General features: G+C 37.9%; 29 protein-coding genes. All 29 read left to right on the top strand.

The window, feature by feature from the left end; all coding sequences use genetic code 11:
- The first annotated feature begins 274 nt into the window (after positions 1 to 274).
- The gene (locus tag ACXACJ_RS03500; RefSeq protein WP_475132884.1) at positions 275 to 766 is read left to right on the top strand and encodes an SRPBCC family protein; all 492 of its coding nucleotides are present in this window, start codon (positions 275 to 277) and stop codon (positions 764 to 766) included.
- Positions 767 to 774: 8 nt separating this feature from the next.
- Positions 775 to 1,635, top strand: coding sequence for an alpha/beta fold hydrolase (locus ACXACJ_RS03495; protein ID WP_475132883.1), 861 nt, complete (start codon positions 775 to 777; stop codon positions 1,633 to 1,635).
- A 584-nt stretch (positions 1,636 to 2,219) separates the two neighbouring features.
- Positions 2,220 to 2,393 carry a hypothetical protein gene (locus tag ACXACJ_RS03490; RefSeq protein ID WP_475132882.1) on the top strand — a complete coding sequence of 58 codons (174 nt, stop codon included), beginning with the start codon at positions 2,220 to 2,222 and terminating at the stop codon, positions 2,391 to 2,393.
- Between the two features lie 89 nt (positions 2,394 to 2,482).
- Positions 2,483 to 2,740, top strand: a complete 258-nt coding sequence (locus ACXACJ_RS03485; RefSeq protein WP_475132881.1) for a hypothetical protein — start codon at positions 2,483 to 2,485, stop codon at positions 2,738 to 2,740.
- Positions 2,741 to 2,930: 190 nt separating this feature from the next.
- Positions 2,931 to 3,629 (top strand): GIY-YIG domain-containing protein, encoded by a 699-nt coding sequence (locus ACXACJ_RS03480; protein WP_475132880.1) that lies wholly within the window; start codon positions 2,931 to 2,933, stop codon positions 3,627 to 3,629.
- A 122-nt stretch (positions 3,630 to 3,751) separates the two neighbouring features.
- On the top strand, positions 3,752 to 4,495 hold the full coding sequence (locus tag ACXACJ_RS03475) for a hypothetical protein (RefSeq protein ID WP_475132879.1): 744 nt from the start codon (positions 3,752 to 3,754) through the stop codon (positions 4,493 to 4,495).
- Positions 4,496 to 4,643: 148 nt separating this feature from the next.
- Entirely contained in the window at positions 4,644 to 5,408 is a 765-nt protein-coding gene (locus ACXACJ_RS03470) for a hypothetical protein (protein WP_475132878.1), read from the top strand.
- A gap of 152 nt (positions 5,409 to 5,560) precedes the next feature.
- Positions 5,561 to 6,385 (top strand): hypothetical protein, encoded by an 825-nt coding sequence (locus tag ACXACJ_RS03465; protein WP_475132877.1) that lies wholly within the window; start codon positions 5,561 to 5,563, stop codon positions 6,383 to 6,385.
- A 221-nt stretch (positions 6,386 to 6,606) separates the two neighbouring features.
- Positions 6,607 to 7,371, top strand: coding sequence for a fatty acid desaturase family protein (locus tag ACXACJ_RS03460; protein WP_475132876.1), 765 nt, complete (start codon positions 6,607 to 6,609; stop codon positions 7,369 to 7,371).
- 81 nt (positions 7,372 to 7,452) lie between these two features.
- Complete coding sequence (locus ACXACJ_RS03455; RefSeq protein WP_475132875.1) at positions 7,453 to 7,956, top strand: hypothetical protein; 504 nt, start codon at positions 7,453 to 7,455, stop codon at positions 7,954 to 7,956.
- A 237-nt stretch (positions 7,957 to 8,193) separates the two neighbouring features.
- Positions 8,194 to 8,922, top strand: coding sequence for a hypothetical protein (locus ACXACJ_RS03450; RefSeq protein ID WP_475132874.1), 729 nt, complete (start codon positions 8,194 to 8,196; stop codon positions 8,920 to 8,922).
- Positions 8,923 to 8,953: 31 nt separating this feature from the next.
- A complete protein-coding gene (locus ACXACJ_RS03445; RefSeq protein WP_475132873.1) occupies positions 8,954 to 9,328 on the top strand; it encodes a barstar family protein in 375 nt (124 codons plus the stop codon).
- 109 nt (positions 9,329 to 9,437) lie between these two features.
- Positions 9,438 to 9,911, top strand: a complete 474-nt coding sequence (locus ACXACJ_RS03440; protein ID WP_475132872.1) for a CYTH domain-containing protein — start codon at positions 9,438 to 9,440, stop codon at positions 9,909 to 9,911.
- A gap of 232 nt (positions 9,912 to 10,143) precedes the next feature.
- The gene (locus tag ACXACJ_RS03435) at positions 10,144 to 10,488 is read left to right on the top strand and encodes a PadR family transcriptional regulator (protein ID WP_475132871.1); all 345 of its coding nucleotides are present in this window, start codon (positions 10,144 to 10,146) and stop codon (positions 10,486 to 10,488) included.
- A complete protein-coding gene (locus ACXACJ_RS03430; protein ID WP_475132870.1) occupies positions 10,478 to 11,068 on the top strand; it encodes a hypothetical protein in 591 nt (196 codons plus the stop codon). The genes ACXACJ_RS03435 and ACXACJ_RS03430 overlap by 11 nt, the downstream gene beginning before the upstream one ends.
- Before the next feature lies 1 nt (position 11,069).
- Positions 11,070 to 12,404 carry a serine hydrolase domain-containing protein gene (locus ACXACJ_RS03425; RefSeq protein ID WP_475132869.1) on the top strand — a complete coding sequence of 445 codons (1,335 nt, stop codon included), beginning with the start codon at positions 11,070 to 11,072 and terminating at the stop codon, positions 12,402 to 12,404.
- Positions 12,405 to 12,511: 107 nt separating this feature from the next.
- Complete coding sequence (locus tag ACXACJ_RS03420; RefSeq protein WP_475132868.1) at positions 12,512 to 13,024, top strand: MepB family protein; 513 nt, start codon at positions 12,512 to 12,514, stop codon at positions 13,022 to 13,024.
- Between the two features lie 15 nt (positions 13,025 to 13,039).
- Positions 13,040 to 13,531 carry a hypothetical protein gene (locus ACXACJ_RS03415; protein WP_475132867.1) on the top strand — a complete coding sequence of 164 codons (492 nt, stop codon included), beginning with the start codon at positions 13,040 to 13,042 and terminating at the stop codon, positions 13,529 to 13,531.
- Positions 13,532 to 13,706: 175 nt separating this feature from the next.
- Positions 13,707 to 14,810: a DUF5677 domain-containing protein gene (locus tag ACXACJ_RS03410; protein ID WP_475132866.1), complete on the top strand. Its 1,104-nt coding sequence runs from the start codon at positions 13,707 to 13,709 to the stop codon at positions 14,808 to 14,810.
- Between the two features lie 119 nt (positions 14,811 to 14,929).
- The gene (locus ACXACJ_RS03405) at positions 14,930 to 15,076 is read left to right on the top strand and encodes a DUF2256 domain-containing protein (protein ID WP_475132865.1); all 147 of its coding nucleotides are present in this window, start codon (positions 14,930 to 14,932) and stop codon (positions 15,074 to 15,076) included.
- Positions 15,073 to 16,545 (top strand): cryptochrome/photolyase family protein, encoded by a 1,473-nt coding sequence (locus tag ACXACJ_RS03400; protein WP_475132864.1) that lies wholly within the window; start codon positions 15,073 to 15,075, stop codon positions 16,543 to 16,545. The genes ACXACJ_RS03405 and ACXACJ_RS03400 overlap by 4 nt, the downstream gene beginning before the upstream one ends.
- A 321-nt stretch (positions 16,546 to 16,866) precedes the next feature.
- Positions 16,867 to 18,144, top strand: a complete 1,278-nt coding sequence (nhaD, locus tag ACXACJ_RS03395) for a sodium:proton antiporter NhaD (protein ID WP_475132863.1) — start codon at positions 16,867 to 16,869, stop codon at positions 18,142 to 18,144.
- 137 nt (positions 18,145 to 18,281) lie between these two features.
- On the top strand, positions 18,282 to 18,605 hold the full coding sequence (locus tag ACXACJ_RS03390) for an ArsR/SmtB family transcription factor (RefSeq protein ID WP_475132862.1): 324 nt from the start codon (positions 18,282 to 18,284) through the stop codon (positions 18,603 to 18,605).
- Between the two features lie 9 nt (positions 18,606 to 18,614).
- Positions 18,615 to 19,076, top strand: a complete 462-nt coding sequence (locus tag ACXACJ_RS03385; RefSeq protein WP_475132861.1) for an SRPBCC domain-containing protein — start codon at positions 18,615 to 18,617, stop codon at positions 19,074 to 19,076.
- Positions 19,077 to 19,103: 27 nt separating this feature from the next.
- Positions 19,104 to 19,469 (top strand): hypothetical protein, encoded by a 366-nt coding sequence (locus ACXACJ_RS03380; protein WP_475132860.1) that lies wholly within the window; start codon positions 19,104 to 19,106, stop codon positions 19,467 to 19,469.
- 86 nt (positions 19,470 to 19,555) lie between these two features.
- The gene (locus ACXACJ_RS03375) at positions 19,556 to 20,134 is read left to right on the top strand and encodes a YdeI/OmpD-associated family protein (RefSeq protein ID WP_475132859.1); all 579 of its coding nucleotides are present in this window, start codon (positions 19,556 to 19,558) and stop codon (positions 20,132 to 20,134) included.
- A 1-nt stretch (position 20,135) separates the two neighbouring features.
- Positions 20,136 to 20,759, top strand: coding sequence for a YdeI/OmpD-associated family protein (locus ACXACJ_RS03370; protein WP_475132858.1), 624 nt, complete (start codon positions 20,136 to 20,138; stop codon positions 20,757 to 20,759).
- Between the two features lie 84 nt (positions 20,760 to 20,843).
- On the top strand, positions 20,844 to 21,476 hold the full coding sequence (locus ACXACJ_RS03365; RefSeq protein WP_475132857.1) for a hypothetical protein: 633 nt from the start codon (positions 20,844 to 20,846) through the stop codon (positions 21,474 to 21,476).
- Positions 21,477 to 21,622: 146 nt separating this feature from the next.
- Complete coding sequence (locus ACXACJ_RS03360) at positions 21,623 to 21,994, top strand: hypothetical protein (protein WP_475132856.1); 372 nt, start codon at positions 21,623 to 21,625, stop codon at positions 21,992 to 21,994.
- The last annotated feature ends 150 nt before the right edge of the window (positions 21,995 to 22,144 follow it).

The raw sequence follows: 22,144 nt of genomic DNA, 5'->3' as shown, positions 1-22,144 counted from the left end.
TTTAAGCCAAAGCCGCATTTTACAAAGGCCCCAGATCTCTTCTCCCCTCTGAGTTTTAAATAACAGTAAAAAAACCTCACAAAAAATTACGAAACCAAAAAGTTGCGCATATATTTACAACCAAATGGTTTCGATAAGTTCTAAATACATCAAGCTTTATTATCATTGAGAAAACTTTAATATCAAATCGCAGGCAGTTTCAAAACAAATGCGGAACTTAATAAGCGTGAACTTGTGAAACCAGAATCATTTGCAATCCTTAAACACACAAGAAATGACCAATCTGAAATTTGATTTCACGGTAGACAAGCAAGAAAAGACGGTTTATATCAAAAGGGAATTTGACGCCAAATTAGACTTGGTTTGGGATGCCTTTACCCAAGCTGATCTGCTAGACCAATGGGTGGCACCCGCTCCTTTTAAAGCCAGAACCAAATACATGAATTTTGAAGTAGGCGGAAAAAGATTTTACGCCATGGTGAGCCCCGATGGTCAGGAAGGTTGGATACTTCAAGAATACAAGTCCATTTCACCCAAAACCAATTTCAAACTGTTCAACGTATTTGCCGATAAAGACGAAAACCCAGCTCCTTTCGGTTCTGATTGGGATTATACATTCAGCGAAAAAGATGGCAAAACCACTGTGTTCATTACCATCTTCAACGAATCGCTAGAACGAATGGAAAAAATGATCGAAATGGGCTTCAAAGAAGGATATACCGCATCAATAAACAATTTGGAAGAGCTTTTGGCCTCCATGAAATAACATTCATTATGAAATCTATTTTTCTCAACCCCGTATCGATTGCCATTCTACTTTTTTGCGCTGCTTTGCAAGCCAACGGGCAACAAGTAAAACCTGCTGAAAGTGGCTATGCACCCGTAAATGGCATCGAGGTTTATTACGAAGTCTATGGTAAAGGCGAACCGATCATTTTATTGCATGGCTCCTTTTATACCATAAAAATGAACTGGGCTGAGATTATTCCTGAACTGTCGAAAACCAGAAAGGTGATTGCTCTTGAAATGCAAAGTCATGGGCATTCACCTTATTCCGACAGAAAATTGGATAATGCCGTTTTGGCAAGCGATGTGAAAGAAGTAATGAACTACTTAAAAATCGACAGCGCTGATGTGGCTGGCTATAGCATGGGCGGCACCATAGCCTATCAATTTGCCGTGCAGAGCCCTGAGCGGTTAAAAAAGTTGATTGTTATATCGTCAACCTATAAAAGTGATGGTTGGTTACCTATCGTAAACTCTGCTTTGGAAGATTTCAACCCCGAGTTTTTCGATGGCACACCTCTCCAAACCGGGTATGATGCCGCAGCTCCTGATAAAACAAAATGGAGAAAGTTTGTAGAGCAAATGATCGTGTTCTCAGAAGAGCCTTTCGATATGGGGGATTCCAATATTGCCAAAATTACTGCGCCTGTACTCATTATTGCGGGCGATAATGACGGGCTTGACAAAGTAGAGTTAATGAAAACTTACCAGCTTTTGGGAGGAGGAATTACAGCCGATATGGAACCGATGCCCAAATCTCAATTGGCCATTATTCCTTCGCAAAGCCACGTGAGCGTGATGATGCAAACCAAAGCTATCTTGGCTTATCTCAATGATTTTTTAAACTGAGATTCATCAGTAAACTTACACCACAAATAAATCGGCTCCTTTTCAATCAGTAAGCATTAGCAGTAACTAAATAATTCTGCCAAACCAGCTACATATTTGCTCCAGTTCCCCAATAACCGCCAAATCGAAAGCTAGTTAATCACTCCAGAAATATGAGGAATTACAGAAAAAGTAATGCAATAAACATTTAAGAAGTAGGTTATTGCGGAAGTTTTTGGCAAATTCCGTATAATAAACGTGTTGCAGTGAATCCCCCGTAACTTGAGAGAACGTTGAAACTGGCAATCTTTAGACTCTATCTACCTATAACGATCATAGGATTCGAGCTAATTACAAAATGGTGGTTTGGATTAGCAATTGATGCCAAGGATGTTTTCTTCTATGGATTCCCATTCATATATAAATGTGAGGGTTTTCACACATCGCTGTCAACACAATATTTCTTACTCCCAATGGTTGCGAACTTATTGATTTACTTCCTAATCATCTTCGCAACTGGTGAACTTATTATCCAAACACGAAAAATTAAGGTTCCCAGAATAATAGCACGAATATTATGGGTTGGACTTAGTATTTTCTTAGGAGTGAAAACATACTTTTCCATAGCTGTCTTTGACGACCGCTACTATCTAACGAGGAACTTTGAAGTGGTAATCTTTGGAACCGGCATTTCAACCATTGGACAGCATTCCACAGATAGATCTCAATTGAACGAACAATTGGAAAACTGGAACAACCAAGACAACATTAAAAAATGACTTTTCACGAGACAATTAATTGGTTATCAGAGAAGAATACTGATTACAAAATACTCTTCAACAAATTATTACTCTCTGACTTGACAGTAATGAATAGAGCAATTTGGGACGGTCATACAACATCTAACGAAATTAAAATTGAGTGCCTAAAATGGTCTAACGAACTAAGCCACCGGCTGTGGAATTTACTTTTTGAAATGGAAAACGGTCTGGACGATAAATCGGTAATCAAACTGGGTGAAAATCTTAAATTCTATCAACAACAGTCGAAAGAACTTTCTGGCCATCTTACAGCAACTTTCAAGGGAACAATTGAACGATTTAACTCCTTGCAAAATGGATTATGACGACACCACAACACATGCCATGAATGAATGAGGTTTCATCGGTCAGTATATTTTCGTGGAGTCCCGAAGTTTCGGGAGGAAAGTCCGCCACATGTTTTAAATTTAAAATCAAGGCGTGGCTATGTGCCAGACGAGAGGTTAGTGGAATCTAATCCCGCACTCATCATAGCTGATCGTTGGCACCATTTTAATGACAACAAGCAGACAACAAAATATTGACAGATTTTACGACCTATTGAATGAGGTGACTAAGAAGTTTCCGAAACAAACTTTAGATACAATATCAAAAAACACTCTTCCAGAAAAAGGTGTGTATTTTTTCTTTGAGGAAAATGAAAATCGAGAAAACTGCAATTCCAATAGAGTTGTTCGGATTGGCACACATGCAGCAATTGCTAACTCAAAGGCAACTTTGTATAACAGACTATACAATCACAAAGGCTCGAAAGACTTAACGGGAAACCACAGAGGCTCGGTTTTTAGAAAACTTATTGGATTTAGCTTCATTAACAAAGACCATTTAGACTTCTCCTATTGGGGCAATAAATCGAAAAAGAATGATAAATTAATTAAGCAGTCTGAGAAGTCCCTAGAAAGAATAGTTTCGACCTATTTACACACTTTACCATTTACTGTTCTTGAAGTCCCTGGTCCTTCATCAAAAGACAATGACAGAGCATTGATCGAAGAAAATTCTATTGCACTTCTTTCAAACTTTGAAAGGCCTGCAGTTGATAAATGTTCGAATGACTGGCTTGGAAAATACACAAATGACACTAAGGTTATTGGCTCTGGGCTTTGGAATAACAAGTGTGTGGAACGAAAAGAAATCAGTGAAGATTACTTTAAGACTATTGAAAAACACCTAAAGAAAATGAAAAACTGGTGACAACATAGCATATAGCTTATGCGGTTGAACGGCTAAGAGCAAGTTTCCGCTCCGTAGCCAGCTTGGAAAGTGCTTCGAAACCGCCACAAGCCATATGCAACCCCTTACCTTTCAGCTGAAAAATGAAACCAATAATTAAAATATTTGCAGTTCTGACAATATTGATTAGTTGCATTTCAGCTACTAACAAGATCAATTATTCAACTGTAAAAGTTGATTATGGTCAACTGATTGAAAAATATTTAAAGACAAAAGCAATTGAACCAACATTGGTGATTGAGAATGTAGATAAAAATGCACTTAACTTATTGAAGCATAAAATTAGTTGGGTAGAATTAGAGAAAGGACTTGAAATTACAGTTGACGGACAAACAATTACAACTTCTGACAAATTAACTTCAAATGCAGTTTGGGGCTCTGGTGCTGATAGTGTGAATTTTGCAAATTATTTACAGCAAGTAAGTCTTTATGAGCCTGAATCTTTGATTGGATTTGTTTTGACAAGTATTCCTTGTTCAGGACTTGGTTGTCAAGTTAATTATCAAATCATTTACGACTTAAAAACAGGCAAACAGACCTATTTCGGTCGCTTTCGGACAGGATTTGAACTTCAACTTTACAACTTCAACTCTGACAACAAAACAGACTATCTAAGTAAAACATTCTACGGCAGAAATGCTCGTGGAATTGACACAACCGAATATGTTTTATATAGTCAGACAAAAAATGGAGATTTTGAAATATTTGGAACAAGAGAACAAAAGAAGTTTTGGTTTAAGCATACTTACACGGAGTTTCAACAGAATCTTGACAACGAGAAATTTGAAGAAAATTGGATTGAAAAAATAAATAACATCGACAGATAACAATGCATATAGTTTTTGGCGGTTAATCAGCTAAATTCAAGGCCTTTGGCATTTAATAAGCTCACCTAAGAGGACAGGAAAGTACTTCGAAATCGCCACAAGCCATATGCAAACCGCTGGCGTGCATTGAAAGAACCACGAGAAACACATGAAGAGAATACTGACATTTTTCCTTGTAATTACTTCCGTAATTGTAAATAGACAAGAGATTAAAACATTGGACTTTAAGGAAGAAATAAAGAATTATGATATTTCGGCCTTATGGACTCTTGACAAGTTTCAAATAGAGAATGATACAATCAATGTTGACAGACTTGAGCCTCTCGGATACATTGGCGAAAATTTTCAACGATTTCAAATTCATTTTATATCTACCATCAAGAATCCTAATAATGGACTGCAGTATTTCATCTACGGAAAAACTAGAGTGAAAGAAAATGTCTGCACCTTTCAAGGAACGATAACAATTAGCGAATCCAAAACTTATGACGAAGGAGACATTCCGACTTTGAAACAAGGGTTTGCGAAAGGTCAATATGAATTTTTTGAAGACCCTGACGAAAATGGAACAGGATTTCTTAAAGGCAATTTTCAAACGGACTTCTACATTAACGAAAAGGGTGAGTTAAAATATGATGCTTTAATGTTTGTTGCTGACGGGTTTCAAAACAACCAATTTGAGGGAACTTGGACGAGTTACAAAACAGGCAATTCAAAAACGTGTAATTGGGGTGACTATAGAATTCCTGACAGTCGCGGGCTTGACATAGGTGCAGGTGAATTTAGTCCTTGGGACAAATATGAAGAATACGGATGGCAGAATTATATTCAAGCCTGGGCTCATTATACTGATAAACCCGAAGAAATTGAAGCAAGGAAGAAAGAAAAAGAAAAATGGTGGGCAGAAAAATAAAAGAACGCCATACAACATCACCTAAGCTTCAAGATGGATTACGGCTGCCAGCAAGGCTTTCGCTTTGTAGGCAAGTTTCGTGTCGGCCGACAGAAAAGTGCCTTGAAACCGCCACAAAGCCATATACAAATCGTTATGCACGATAAAGCAACATGAACGAAAGCATTTATTTAGGCGGATGGGAAGTCGACTTAAAGAACGAAGAGGAACTTAGTAACTTCATTATTCAACATCGACTGAACAAAAAAGACTTTGAAATTTTTACAGCTATTCAATCAGGTCTTGAAATCAGAACAGAGAACGGTAAAATCATCGAAGTTTTAAATCAGTTGGGAGACGAAAAGATTTCTGGCCCTTTAGATTTACCAATCCCAAACTCTAAACCTCATCAACTCTTTTGGCTCAGACCTTCGGCAACTGGGCGACATCAACTTGGAGGGGAAATGCCAAATGAATTGAAATTCAGCACCAACGATAGTTTTGCCCCGTTATATCTTGGACACCTAGATTGTAAGGATTCACACTTTTCATGGCTTGGCATAAACAAGCTACACCTCTTTTATCCATTGGACTTCTATCATGAACCAACCTTCATAGACTACACCAATGAACTTAAACCAGAGCTTTTATCCCAGGGCAGTAAATCGGAATTCAGGCCTATCGAACAACTTAGCTCATTAACGTTTGAAGCAACTAATAGTGTATCGATTGAAGAAGTTGAAAACGAATCTGACCCTATACATCAATGTGGTGTGCCGCTTTGGTACCAATATCCAGAACTCCCAAAATGTCCAAAGACAGGTGAACTAATGAAGTTCGTCTGTTCCATTTCGTCAACCAGACGAATAAACGTCATTAAAAAGGGAATCTTCGGAAGCAAAAAAACTGACAAGCTCTTAATGTTTGGAGATATGGGAACGCTTTATATTTTTTTTCACCCAACATCAAAGATTGCCTATTTAACAACACAATTCTAAATGTGCTTAACACATGCCATGAATGAATGGGGAGTTTTGTAGGCGAGGATATTTTCGTAGAGTCACGAAGTTTCGGGAGGAAAGTCCGCCACAAGTTTTAAATTTAAATCAAAGCGTGGCTATGTGCAAGACAAGAGAGGTTAGTGCTATCTAATCCCCACTCATCATAGCTAGGCGTTGTGGTTAATTAAAAAACTCAAAACATGACGCATCAAGAAATTTTGAGAAAGGTTGAATGGAAAGACCTAAAGAATTTGACAATTAGAGAAATGCTTATAGAGAATAACCTGACAATTCCTTGGGCTCTTTCCTCGTGGCTACTCGCTTATTTAGAATACTATTGGTTGGCACTGCCTTGTTCCGCTTTTTTCTTCTTGACCGGACTGAGACAAGTGCATAATGGATTTCACAATTCACTGGGGACTAATAAATTCTTGACTTGGCTATCACTATACATAAATAGTATTTTGATGATAGTTTCAATTCATGCAGTCAAATTCAACCACCTCAGACATCATAAATATTGTTTATCCGAAGAAGACCAGGAAGGGAAGTCAGCTCATATGACATGGTATGGAGCCATTTTATATGGACCAATTCATATGTTTAAGATTCATCAAATAACCTGGAAATTCGGAAATATAAAGTACAGAAGAAATATGATTTTAGAACTAGTTTCAATCGCAGTATTTGTTTTAATAGTTTTCTATTTCAATATCAATTGGCTCATCTATCACATCATAGCCATGATAATTGGAGAATTTCTAATGGCATTTTTTGCAGTTTGGACTGTTCATCATGATACTCATGAAGCCCCTGAAATTGCCAGAACTCAAAGAAGTGGGTGGAAAAACAAGATTACATTCAGCATGTTTTATCATCTTGAGCATCACTTATTTCCAGCAGTTCCGACAATCAAACTCCCTGAATTAGCAAAAAGAATTGATGAATCAATCCCTGAAATTGAAAAGAAACAAACATTTTAAAACTAACCTCAACAAGGTGTAATTGTCCATGCCTTGCGACCGCTTCGTCACGGCAATTACACGTATCGTTATTCTAGCAACATGAAAACTCGTTTGTTTACCATCGGAATTGCAGTTGTTATTCTGTCATGCAATACCAAACAAAGAATTGCTGAACTTGAGACTGATAAACAGGAATCTATTACCGGTGAACTATATTTCAAACTGATCGACTTCAGTAGTTTTTATGGTGTTCAGGACTTGACTTCCCAACTATTCGAAAATTACTTTGACAGCTTATTCATCACCCCTAACATTTCAGAACAAGACAGTCAACTGCTATCATCTTTTCAACTCCTGAAAAAACTCGATTTGGTAGACAAACCAACAATTCATTTACGGGTTGACTTATTAACTATTGTAACCGCATATTTGAACGAACGAGACTATGAACTGGTAAAGAAGTTTGATAGACAGGAACTTATTGCAGAAAACATGAAGGTTGAACTTAGCCTTAAAGGACAAAGCCTTGAAAACAACCTTTTCCTTTGTGACTCAATACTTTCAATGAGCAAAATCGAAGGAAAAACCTTCTGGAGGAAATAGAACGAAAAAGCAGCAAATGCTATGAATGAATTGAGTTTCATAAGTAAGAATAATTATGTAGAGCCCCGAAGTTTCGGGAGGAAAGTCCGCCACAAGTTTTAAATTTAAATCAAGGCGTGGCTACATCACTTTTGCGAAGCTTCAGCGGAGCAAAGTATACAAGACGAGAGGTTAGCGCTTTATAAGCTTCAATCATTATAGCCGAGACCGTTAACTGCGAGCTGAAAAACGTACAGAATGAACATATTACAGAAAATATCAAGACGTATAATTAAGATCTCATTTGACACATCTGTTTCTACAATTGAATATTTCAGTAAAATGGACAAGTATCATAAGCAAGTTGATGACTTAAGAAAACTTGAAAATGGAACTTTAGGGAGAGAAATAGCAAACTGCCTTGACAATCACAAACTGACACTTGTACCCAAATATGAAAGTCACGACTTAAAGCATGTATTGCTTGACTATAAAATGACTGCGGAAGATGAAATTAGGATGCAAGCATTTATGATTGGAAACGGGAACTATTCTATTCCTTCATTCACTATTTTCTTTTTCGGAGCTATTTTACTTCCAGACTTATGGTTGACCTTTTATTCAGATATGAAGAAGGGTCGACAAACTATCCCTATCTCAAATTGGACAATTGACAATTTCGCAAATAGACAATTAAGCAAATTAAGAAATGAATTAGCTCAAACAAGACAAAAAGGAACATACGCCTTTGACATGAAACGATTTACTCAATTTACTGCTCTAGCGACAGTTTTGGCAGGTGTATTTGGAATGTTATTTTGCTTACCGTTTTTGTTCTCGTCAAACATTGCGAACTTAGTTGGAGCAGGATTTCCATTTGTGGGCGGAGCAATATTAGTTGTCGGTGGACTATTAACCTTATCGAATTTAACGAAAGAAAAAAGTAAAAGCCAACAGGCAACAATAGCTAAGCTTCAAGTGAGCTGAAAGCTTGCTTCTTGTTTTTCGATTATCTGCTATGTTTGGTTTCAACCGACAGTTTAGTACTTTCTCCCCCCCTAATTATGGCGGCCCTAATGTCCAATGTGAACAACTCAATATGAAAGTATTTCGAATCAGAGGCAACAAAATCAAAAACTGGAAAACGTTCCATAAGGAGTTTAAAACTGAGATGAACTTCCCTGACTACTATGGCGAGAATATGAATGCTTGGATTGATTGTGTAGATGAACTGAGTAAAGAACCAACTGATATCGAAATAACAAAAGGACATCTTTTAAAGCAGCAAGCTCCTGAGCTCCTTGAAGCTATCCTAGAATGCTCGGCTTTTGTCAACTTTAGAAAAGTTGAACAGGGTGAGCCCCCCACTTTAATGGTCTCTACTCACACATGAGTTTCATTGTCTGCGATTTTGTTTTTGAGCGTAACAAAATAGACAATAAGAATATTTGGAAGAACTAATTAAAAAATCATTACAACCACTGGAAAAACCTGAGCTAATCATGGGATTTGAAATTGAACGTAAATTCTTGTTGAAAAATTCTGACTGGAGAATGTGGGTTGACAAAGAAACCTTGATCAAACAGGGCTATCTCAACTCCCATGCTGAGAGAACCGTAAGGGTTAGAATAAAGGATAAGGCTGCATTTTTAACCATAAAAAGCAAAACTCAAAATACCACAAGGCAAGAATTTGAATATGAAATTCCATTAGATGAAGCCGAGTCTTTATTAAAGCTCTGTGAGCCTCCATTGATTGAGAAAACCCGATTCGAAGTAAATCATCAAGGGAAAACCTGGGAAATCGATGAATTTACCGGAGACAATCTGGGCTTGATTATAGCAGAAATTGAACTGTCCAGCGAAGATGAAATATTCGACTTGCCCAGTTGGGTCGGTGAAGAAGTATCTCACGATACTAGATATTATAATTCTTCTTTAATTAAAAAGCCCTTTAGCGATTGGGGCAAAGACTAAAATTCGCATCTCTTTCAAACTTCTCTACTTACCCAAATTAGGCTTTGGGCAACAAAAAAACCATTTCAAAGAACCCTTTCTCTATAATTAGCTTCACTACCCCTTTTTTTAAGTAATTGATTTTCAATACTCTATAAATTATTGAAAATTTTCACACCTAATACATTGTATTACTATGTACTTGATCGTATACTTGCATTGTTATACTATGTATAAACTAAAGCAATGTATTTTGAAAAATGAATTTGTAGAAAAATGGAAATCACAAGTCAAGAAGGGAACCCTTTCCTTTATTGTCTTAAATGCCATAAGCAAAAAAGAGCTGTATGGCTACGAGCTCATCGAAATCATTAAGAGTACAACCGACATTGAAATTGCCGAAGGCACTTTGTACCCCTTAATGAACCGATTGAAAAACGAAGGCTTAACTACCTCAAAATGGGTAGAGCAAGAATCGGGAATCCCAAGAAAGTATTATGTGCTTACCGAAGACGGAAAATCCACTTTGCAGCTTATGAAAACCTACTGGGAAGAATTAGAAGCATCAATTAAAAAATTAACGAACAATGCAGTTTAAAGAAATACAGTTTACAGACAGTAACGCTCAAAGGGTATACAAAAACTATATCAACAGCATAAAGAACGTAACAAAACCTTTGTCACAGGCCGATAGTACGGAAGTGCTTATGGAGTTCAACAGCCATATTTATGAAAGCCTACAAAACCATGAAAACCAAACAGAACTGGACACTTTATTGAACGCCATAGACAAATTAGGCGCTCCAGAAGAAGTTCTAAAACCCCTAATTGCGGATAAACTATTGGAGAAAGCTACAAAGTCTTTCAATCCAATAGATGTTTTTAAGGCTCTAGCGCTGAACATCACCAACGGAATTGGTTATACCATTTTTGCCCTTTTATACCTCTGCTTAGGCGCGTTCATCTTCCTAATCTTCGCCAAACTAATAAATGGTGACAAAGTGGGTATGTTCGTGCAAAATGAGGAGTTCAAAGCCATCGGAATTATCGCTGACCCTTCTAATTATCAAGAGGTTTTAGGCAATTGGTTTATCCCCGTAATGCTCGTAAGCACAGTCGCGCTATACCTCATCATCACACTACTATTAAGGATCAAAAAATCAATAAAAAACAAATAGTATGAAGCATCTCGCAGTATTCATCACTCTTTTGGTTGGCCAAATTACTTTCGCTCAACAAGCAACCATCACCCCTGAGAAAAAGGAGAAAATCCAAGCATACATCAAGCATTTTCAAGAAAATGATCAGTTGATGGGTACAGTGTCAATAATGGACAACGGAAAAGAAGTGATCAATGAAACTTTTGGACCTATCAATAAAGAAGCTTTAAATGCTTCGTCTGAAAGAAAATACACCATTGGTTCCATCACAAAACTTTTTACGGGTGTACTCATCGCAAAGCTGCAAGAGCAAGGAAAAATCAGTCTTGATGAGAAATTAAGCACTTATTTTCCCGAGATTCCGAATGCCGACAAGATTGAAATAGCCCATATGCTCAACCATACAAGTGGGCTGAAGGATTTCGTTTCGAAGGGAGATAGTTTGCATTTTTGGCTGAAAGAACCCAGAACTCAAAAAGAAATCATTGATGAAATCGTAGCGCAAGGTGTGTCTTTTCAACCAGGCGATTCTATGAGCTATTCAAACTCGGCTTATTATGTTTTGGGTAGAATTTTAGAGAAGAAGCACAAAAAGCCCTTCGAGCAAATTTTGGCCGATGAAATCACCAAACCCTTCAACCTGAACAACATTGTTGCTTTATCTGAAGGCAATTCACACAAGAACATTGCAAAGTCTTATGAAAAGAAAAACGGTGCATGGGCTGAAATGGAAGAGTTCTATTTCCCGAATGTGCTCAGTGCTGGCTATTTAGCCACTTCAGCTACGGACTTGAATGCCTTTTTAAACCTGCTTTTCAATTATAAAATCATCAAAAAGGAAACCTTAGAAACTATGCTCCCTAAAGACAACGATTGGTTTGGATTAGGCATAATGAAGGCACCTTTTTACGAACACACAGGCTTCGGGCATGGCGGAGACACCTACGGAACCCACTCGGCCGCCACTTATACATTGGAGAACAAATTGGCCGTCACTTACATTATCAATGGTGAAAATTATCCCACCAACAACTTCGCCATAGGCCTTTTGAGCATTATTTATGACAAAGCGCATGAACTTCCCAATTTTGACGAATACACACCCGATAAGAAATTTTACGAAGCCTATTCAGGAACCTATGCTTCAGATAAACTACCTATAAATATTAAAATCTATAGCGAAAACGGGATTCTCAAAGCCCAAGGAGAAGGCCAGCCTGCCTTTGATTTGAACCCTGTCGAAAAACACATTTTTGACTTTAAGCGAGTTGGAGTTGTTATAGAATTTGATCCGTATCAGGAAAAGATGATTTTCAAACAAGGTGGTCAGGCATTTGAAATGACAAAGAAGTAAACTAAGCGCAATCAAGAAAAGGCTACCTGAGCTATAATTTGTTTGGGTAGCCGAGAACCTAGTTTTTTAGAATAGGCTTAACTTCCCTCCTATTTTTTCTTATACCGATGAACAAAGTCAACACCCTGAACCCTCTGCTAACAAAAGTCAAAACTGAGATTTACGATCCACTGTCATTTAAAATTTCAAACTTTTCAAATGAGCTTGAAGGCACGGAATATGATGCTTGCAGATTCGAACTTGAAGGGAAGAAAATCATTTGCAGAAGTTCAAAACTAACACCCAAGAAAACCGGTCAATTCGTTACCTTCTGGAATAGAAACCCACAAGGCGTTACTCAACCTTTTTCCGAAAATGACGAATTTGATTTTTATGTCATCAATGTAAAATCTGAGAATCACTTGGGCCAACTTGTGTTTCCAAAAACCGAATTAATCGATAAAGGCATTATTTCTACGGCTAAGAAAGAAGGGAAAAGAGGTTTTAGGGTTTATCCTTCATGGGACACAACCGAAAACAAACAAGCTCAAAAAACTCAAAATTGGCAACTAAATTACTTTTACGAAATCCACGAAAACACTGATTTACAAAAAGTTAACAAACTCTATCAAACCTCATAAAACACCTCTTCAACCATGAAAAACATTCTGATTTTACTCCTCGGTATTTTGTTAATCTCCTGCAGCCCAGAAAAAAAGCAAGAGCAAACCTCTGCTGAAATAGAAATGGCGACAGATCAAGCCACATCAAATTTCGACTGGCTATTAGGTAAATGGAAAAGGCTAAATGAAGTGGAAGGCAAAGAGACTTTCGAAAATTGGGACAAAGTAATTCCATCCAAATACGCTGGCATCGGGTTTACCATTCAGAACGGTGACACGGTAAAAAGGGAAAAGATGAGCTTAACGAAAACAAACGAGGTGTGGAAGCTGGCCGTGGAAGTGCTGGAAGAACCAGAACCCACCATTTTCAAAATGGACAGTTTTGGCAAATCAGAATTCATTTTAGTAAACGACTCCATTGATTTTCCCAACAAAATCAGGTATTGGAAAGAAGGCGAAAAACTAAAGGCTGTGGTTTCTAATGCTGAAATTGAAATCCCCTTTGAGTTTGAGAAAGTATTTTAGAGGGTAGAAGCTAGATTGTAGACTTTAGATATTAGACTTCAGATGTCAGACTAAGAGTGTTGAATATAAATCTACAATAACACACCATTAACTATTTATATAATTATGAAATAAAAAGAGTTTCAACTATGTTAGTCGATGGCAGTAACAACCAAACATAAAACAGTAGATTTTTTTGGGAAGGTATAAGTCAGTCGCAATAAAAGGCTTGTTCTTTGATAAGTTTGATGAACTCTTCGAGTCTTCTCTTATTTCTGCTATCCAAGAATCTAAGCTATCAGAAGAAGAGGTCATTGCTAAACTTGCACCGGAGTTCGAAAATCTGGTTACAGTATATGAAGAAACTATTTCAAACACATATTTAAAAAACCATGAATTCAAGCTTAATGAATTCTTAAAGTCACACTTCAAAAATCAAAAGACAATTGCTACAACAAATAAAGATTCATTTATCCCCTTCCATCTTTACATAAACGGATGTGCAATTGCTTTTGAGAAGATAACTAAAAAAATAGGCAGAAAAAGGATCGATACTACATTAAAAACTAATGTTTCACTATATGGATTAGTTTTAAGACGAGCTGATGAAATTTCTAATCTTTTGCTTTGTGGGCATATAGATGGAGCAATGATAATTTGGAGATCACTTTATGAAAATGCAATTATTCTGATGTTACTAGCAACAGAGAATGATTCAAAACTTGCTGATAAGTTCTACAAACATTCATTTCGAAACTCAAAAAACAAGGTTGCTAGTTTCAATAAACATCATAAAAAATTAGGGTTCAAGAAGTTGCCAAAATCAACTGACACCAAACTTCAAAAAGAAGAAGAGAGTCTTAAGGAAAAATATGGTAAAGACTTCCTATCAAATGACTTTGGATGGGCAGATGATCTATTTCCAGGGAAGCAAAAGGCAAATTTTAGATTAATAGAAGAAAGAGTTGAAATGAGTAAATATCGGCCATATTATCTATTATGTTGTGAGCAAATGCACTCAAACTTCAATGGATTTATCAACTTTATGGAAGGTGGTAAAATCATTCTTCCTAGACTAATGGCCCAGGAAATTGACTTAGTTCATTTTGTTGATCCAATGCAATTTACACTAAGTGTGTTGCATGATATTAATGATTACATGCTTTATGAATTTTCGACACCAACTGAATACGAAGTTAACCTCTTGCTCTTGGAAAAAATATTCGAACAACAACAAAAATCCTTTAGCAATTCAAAGCCCCCTAAATCTAAGTTTAACCAAGCTGTCCGAAAAGACTGATGCAATGAATTCACCCGGAAAAGTCCAGCTTACACATGATAGTTGGCTCTTAGCCACAAAACAAAAACCTAAACGCTTTGTTATGGCGTGGATCAATCTAAAGGAAATCCAGGTTTTATATGCGCAAAAGCGACCTTCCTTCTAAAATTTGCCCGGTGTGTGGTAGGCCATTTCAATGGAGAAAGAAATGGAAACTTGTTTGGGAAGAGGTTAAATATTGCAGCGAACGATGCAGAAGAAACCGAAACCAAAGCCTTAAAGCATGAAGGAAGTTTCAATCATTTTCCCTCATCAGTTATTTCAAGACCATCCTGCCATTAAAACCGGTAGGCCAATCTATCTGATTGAAGAATTTCTGTTCTTTAATCAATACAGTTTTCACAAACAAAAACTGGCTTTCCATAGGACTTCCATGAAGCAATTCGAAGCCTTTTTAACCACCAAAAAACACGAAGTTCACTATATAGAAAGTCAAGTTGAAGAATCGGATATTCGCAAATTCTTTCAGAAATACGATTTCGATAAAGTTCATATAGTCGACCCTGTAGATGATTACTTACTGAAAAGAATTCGCTCGGGCTGCAAAAGCCAAAGCTGTGAATTGAATATTGATGAGTCACCTGCATTTCTTACTTCGCAAAAAGAACTTCAGCACTTTTTCGACCCCGAAAAAAAGCACTATGCACAATCGGAGTTTTACATTCAGCAGAGAAAATCACTCAACATTCTTGTCGATAAAAACGCTAAGCCCGAAGGAGGAAAGTGGAGTTTTGATGCCGAAAACAGAAAGAAATATCCAGCTAAAAAAACACCTCCTAATATCAGTTTTCCAAATACTACGGATGCATACAAAGAAGCCCTTGATTACGTAGAAAAGCACTTCAAAAACAACCCTGGTGAAATTGCCAAGGAACCGATATATCCAACATCACATGAAAGTGCTGAAAAATGGCTTCAGCAGTTTCTCGAATATCGTTTTGCCGAGTTCGGAGATTATGAAGATGCCATTGTGGCCCGTCAATCCTTTCTGCACCACAGTGTTCTCTCCCCGCTGCTAAACAGTGGATTGCTAACGCCTGCCCACGTAGTAGACGAAATTTTGGCCTTCGCTGAACAGAACAATATTTCTCTCAACAACACAGAAGGGATTATTCGGCAAATTATTGGCTGGCGAGAGTTTGTCAGAGGCGTTTATGAAGCCAAAGGTTCCAAAGAAAGAACTAGGAACTTCTGGGGCTTTGGCCGCAAAATTCCGGATTCCTTTTATTCAGGCAAAACAGGAATTGAACCCGTAGACATTTGCATCAAAAAAATGCTCAAAACGGGTTACAACCATCATATCGAGAGACTAATGGTGTTGGGCAATTTCATGCTGCTCTGCGAATTCGATCCCGATGATGTCTATCAATGGTTTATGGAAATGTACATCGATTCTTATGATTGGGTAATGGTACCGAATGTATACGGCATGAGCCAATTTGCCGATGGTGGAATGATGTCCACCAAACCCTACATCAGTGGCAGTAACTACCTGATGAAAATGTCTGATTTTAAGAAAGGCGATTGGCAAAAAACTTGGGATGCTCTGTTTTGGAGATTTATGCATGTTCACCGCGACTTCTTCTTGAAAAATCCGCGCATGGGCATGCTCATCAGAACTTTCGATAAAATGGACAAAGAGAAACGAGAAAATCACTTAAAAACTGCGGAAGAATTTCTGAAATCTCTAGATTAGCCCATCATTTACCAACCTCCCGCTTCGCGAAGAAAGCATTGACCTAAGTTGAGTTTTCAACCCAAAAAACTTCGCTTTTATTAAACGCATAAAGTTTGAATCCGTAACAACTTAGGGCTTTGAATACAAACGTAAAAAGCCAATCATTTTAACAAGGGAAATGCCCTTTATTGATATGCAAAAGATCATATCCAACACGCAAAAAATCTCGACAAGAAACTCCCAAGCCTTTTCAAGCGCATAAGTAACTCTCCCTCAAATCGCATCAACCCAAAGTCGCGCTACTCTTTATCAATGGTTTTACCTAAATAAATAAGTCGTATGGACTTTACTAACATTGTTTTACTCGTTATTTTCTTGGCTGCCATTGTAGCCATATCTTTCGAACACACCCTAGAAATCAACAAAAGCTGGATTGCGCTTTTGGCCGGTTCCGCCATGTGGATGATCGTTTCGGTTGAAGCCAACGGCACCGAAATTCATCAAGCCATAGAAGAAGGATCTTCAGAAATCTTCGGGCTGATTGTATTCTTAATGGGCGCCATGACCATCGTAGAAATGATGGGGCATTATCGGTTTTTCACATGGCTGGAAACCAAACTTTCTGCCATAAAAATCGGTAAAAAGGGCCTTTTCTGGATCATGGGTTTCATCACGTTCTTGGCCTCAGGTGTACTCGATAATCTCACCACAACCCTTGTGATGATTCAAATCGGAAGGTTTATGTACCGTGATAAGCAAAACTTTCTGCTCTTTGTCATCAACACTATCATTGCCGCCAACGCTGGTGGAGCCATGTCACCCGTAGGCGATGTAACCACCATTATGATGTGGCTGGCTGGCAAATTCACGGCTTGGGAAATCGTGCTTTTTGGCGTTCTACCCTCTTTGGCCGCTTGGTCCATTCCGCAGCTTTTACTTACCCGAAAAATCAAAGATGAAGTTCGTGACAATACCGAATCTAAAGAAGTTCTTCCACTACAATGGAGCATCATTCTTATGGGTTTTCTAACCTTTGGTTTTGCGGTTTTGGTAAACGCACTCAACCTCCCTCCTTTCTTTGGCATTCTCTTCGGCCTAAGTGCGGCTGCCATTTTAATCGATTTCAGGCTTAAGCAAGGCAAGCTGAAAAAGAAAGCCAATAAAATCGTGAATGTCATCAAGAACATCGACATGGCTACGATCACTTTCTTTATAGGGATTCTACTGGCCGTAAATGCCTTGGCCTTTAGCGGAGTTTTAGGAGAAATCGCAAAACTGCTTTTCGGTCAGAATCCGGGAGAAAATGAAGCTGCTTTAATCGCAGGAAACTCAGTAATCGGTATGATTTCATCCGTTTTCGATAACGTACCATTGACTGCTGCTGTAATGGACATGTTACCTCAAACCGTGGCTCATCAATACTGGATTTTACTCGCCATCACCGCAGGGACAGGAGGCAGCATGTTGGTAATTGGTTCGGCTGCTGGTGTTGCCGCCATGGGGCAAGTTCCAGAATTAACCGTAAAAGAATACCTGAAAGCGGGATCAATGCCGGCATTAATCGGCTATATAGGCGCCATTTTAATCTGGTATTTACAAACCCTCGTCTTTCTTTAAAATAGCATTTCAGCATTAAAAAGAGGGAAATCAAGTTCGTTTGGTTTCCCTTTTTTGCTTTACTCTAGAAAAGAAAAATCAGTTTTTATTATGTAGTCAAATAACTACATTTATATTTGTAGTCAAATAGCTACATAATGAATTTAAGACGCGATGTATTCCAAGCCATAGCCGACCCCACTCGCAGGGCGATTCTTTTACTGGTTACTTCACAATCGTTGACTGCAGGAGCCATTGCTGCCAATTTCGACACGGCTCGCCCGACAGTTTCCAAGCATTTGCAAATCCTGACGGAATGTGAATTACTGAATCAAGAACAGCAAGGTCGCGAAGTTTACTACCACTTGAATCCGCAGAAATTAAAAGCTGTTGCCGACTTTCTTGAACCCTTCCGCCAAATGTGGGATGAGCGATTCAATAAGCTGGAAGACATAATGAAAAACTACAAAACCGATCAATAAAACATAGCCATGGAATTAAAAACGAAGGTTCATGCCGAAGATGGCAAGCAAGAAATATTCATCACCCGAACATTTGATTTGCCTTTAGAGCTGCTCTTTAAAGCGCATGTAGAAGCTGAAATTGTAGAACAATGGATGGGCACCAAAGTATTGAAGCTTGACAATCACAGCCTCGGCAGTTGGCAATACCTTACCACCGACCCGAAGGGCAACGAGCACGGGTTTTCTGGTACCATTCACGAGTTTGTACCTAATGAAAAAATCACCAGAACTTTCGAAATGGAAAATGCTCCTTTCGGCCCACAACTGGAGTTTCTGGAATTCGAAAAATTGACTGACCATACGAGCAAACTCACCATGCACGTGATTTACAGATCGGTGGCCATTCGCGATCAAATTCTGCAATTGCCCTTTAAGCAAGGGATTAACATGGCTCATAATAGGCTGGAAGAAATCCTTAAACAACCCTAATCCATCAATCACCCAAAAACCAATACTATGAACCTTTTCTTATGGATTTTGCAAGTTCTGCTTGCACTGCATACCATCATGGGAGCTGCTTGGAAATTCACCAATTCTGCCCAAACTGTTGAATCTTTAAAAGCCATTCCTCATGGCCTTTGGGTATCTCTAACAGTCCTTGAATTAATCTCTGGGATATGTCTCGTCTTACCAGCTATCAGCAAAAAACCTGGCACACTCGCTCCGATTGCGGCTTCTTTCATTGCTATTGAAATGGTTATTTTCTGCATTGTAGGCGCTTCTTCAAGCGAAGCCAATATGAGCGAAATAATGTATTGGGCCGTTGTGGCGTTAGTCAGTGCTTTTCTGGCTTACGGTCGTTTTTCGATCAAGCCATTATAGAATTAAGCTGGTTGGTTCCATCCATTCAAAAGCTGGACTATGGTATTTCAAAATAAGATTGCATAAGTTGACCAAAAGTTTTCTGTATGAACCCAAAGGTAGATTTCTTCTTTAATAAAGACTCAAAGTGGCAAGCCGAGTATAAACAGCTTCGGTCCATAATTCTGGATTGTGGTCTTGAAGAAGAACTTAAATGGGGCTGCCCTTGCTACACCATAAAAGGAACCAATGTGGTTCTAATTCATGGTTTCAAAGAATATTGCGCCTTACTTTTTCATAAAGGAGTTTTGCTAAAAGACACAGAAAACATTCTGATTCAACAGACTGAAAATGTACAATCCGCCCGCCAAATTCGCTTTACAAATCTTCAGGAAATCATTGATTTACAACCTGAGTTAAAAGCTTATGTCTACCAAGCCATTGAGGTTGAAAAAGCGGGTTTAAAGGTTGAAATGAAAAAGACTGCTGAATTCGAAATGCCAGAAGAATTTCAAGAGGCACTTGATCAAAATCCAGAACTCGAAAAAGCCTTTAAAGCCTTAACTCCTGGTCGTCAAAGAGCTTATTTGCTCCATTTCTCTTCTGCCAAGCAGGCCAAAACCCGTTTGGCTAGGATAGAAAAATGCACTCCGGATATTTTAGATGGCAAAGGTTTAAATGACTAGTATGAATCCTCAGATTGACAATTACTTGGCCGAAGGTTGTGGCCGCTGTGCACTTGGCGGAACACTCGAATGTAAAGTACACAAATGGACCAATGAGCTTAAGCAGTTAAGGCGAATTGTACTAGACTGTGGCCTTACGGAAGAATTGAAATGGAGTATTCCCTGCTATACTTTTCAAGGGCAAAATGTAGCTGTGGTAAGTGCTTTTAAAGAATATTGTTGTTTGAGTTTTTTTAAAGGCGCTTTGCTTCAAGACGCTGAAAAACTTCTGGAAAAGCCCGGTGAAAATTCACAGTCGGCTCGCATATTCAAATTCACTGATACACAAAGAATACTCGATTTAGAAAGCACTATTAAAGCTTATATTTTTGAAGCCATTGAAGTAGAAAAAGCGGGTTTGAAAGTGGATTTCAAACAAAAAGAGGAGTTGGTTTATCCAGAAGAATTAGAAACGATTTTCGGTCAAAACCCCGCGCTACAATCCGCTTTTGAAGCTTTAACACCCGGAAGAAAAAGAGGTTACGTGCTTCATTTCACCCAACCCAAACAGAGCAAAACAAGAGTTTCGAGAATCGAAAAATGCATTCCTAAAATCATGGAAGGCAAAGGCTTTTTCGATCGATAGTTTCGATATAGAGACCGCTGTAAATCAAGCAACTTTCTAATGGAAAAACGTGTCTAGTTTTTGGCCATTATGCCATCTAAATCTATGACTAAAACGTTGATAATTTTAGGCTTATGCTTTTTCTATATTTCAAGCCAGGCTCAGCAAATTGAAGGCAGTTCTTTCAACAAAGGTGAATATCGATTGGACATCAAACTACCTCATGTAAATCATTTAGCGCTAAACCCAAACAAAGCTTTCCGCGACAACCAAATTGGCTTTAACGGCTATGGCATCGGGCTGGAATACAGCTACACTGACAACAAATTTCTGGAAACCAGTTTTTCTTTCCCCCTTACTTTTGAATTGCCGTTTCCGGCTCCTGTGGACAAGGAATACAACAAATCGCTTTACTCCATTTACTTTAGCGTTACGGACAACTTCGTCTATAAGAAATTCACCTTTGGCTATGGCGTTAATTACGCTGTTAATTATTGGGAAGAATCTTACCGGAATTTAGGAAGTACCCCAACTCAATTACCAGACAATTCGTCTTTTTCTAACCAAGATTTTGGCCTCACTTTCAACACTTATTACAAACTAGGAAAGACTTTTTATCTAGGAATTATTTATCGCCCTAACCTGATTAACATCGACAATGGTGCTGATTTTATTTATGAGCATTTGATCAGTTTAGAAGCAAACTGGAGAATTAATCTAAATCGCAAGGAGAATTGAAAAAGTAGCCACTACTGCCCAAATAAAACAATCAACCACATTTATAATCAACAAATCAATCTCTATTTTGAATAAAATATTGTATTTTGATAACTCATTTCAAAAACATTATAATTTTCTTGAAATTAACTCTAACAAAAATTCACATGAGATCGATATTAGTTTCTCTTTGTTTTTTCACCTTTGGTCTATCTGATGCATTTTCCCAAACAGTAAACGACATCCCTATAAAAGAAATAAATGTGGATTACATGCAAATTGTAGGAACATCAAAATTTTTATCCAAAAAGGTAATTATAGAAATAGACTTCGGACAAGAAAATAAATTTTGGAAGACAAAAGATACAGTGGTTAAAGATGAAAACGGCAAATTGTTGACTTTTAACTCAATGATTGATGCTCTAAATTTCATGAGTAAAAATGGCTACGAATTTGTCAACGCCTATGCAATTACTGTTGGAAATCAAAATGTCTACCACTACCTACTTAAGAATAAAAATATGAACAACAAAAAATAGATAAAGTAGAAAGGAGTAAGCAAGAATCACTTCCAAGAATTAAGGAAGAAGAAAAAGAGACTTTTACCACTCACAAAACCACCTGACTTTCAGTCATTTTTCGGAGTGCCTTTTTGAGAATTTGGCAATACATTGATTTTGTTAGTGCCA

Source organism: Roseivirga sp. AWQ4_251, assembly GCF_056158225.1.
The sequence above is the reverse complement of the archived record's forward strand: the minus strand, read 5'-3'. Positions and strand labels throughout refer to the sequence as shown.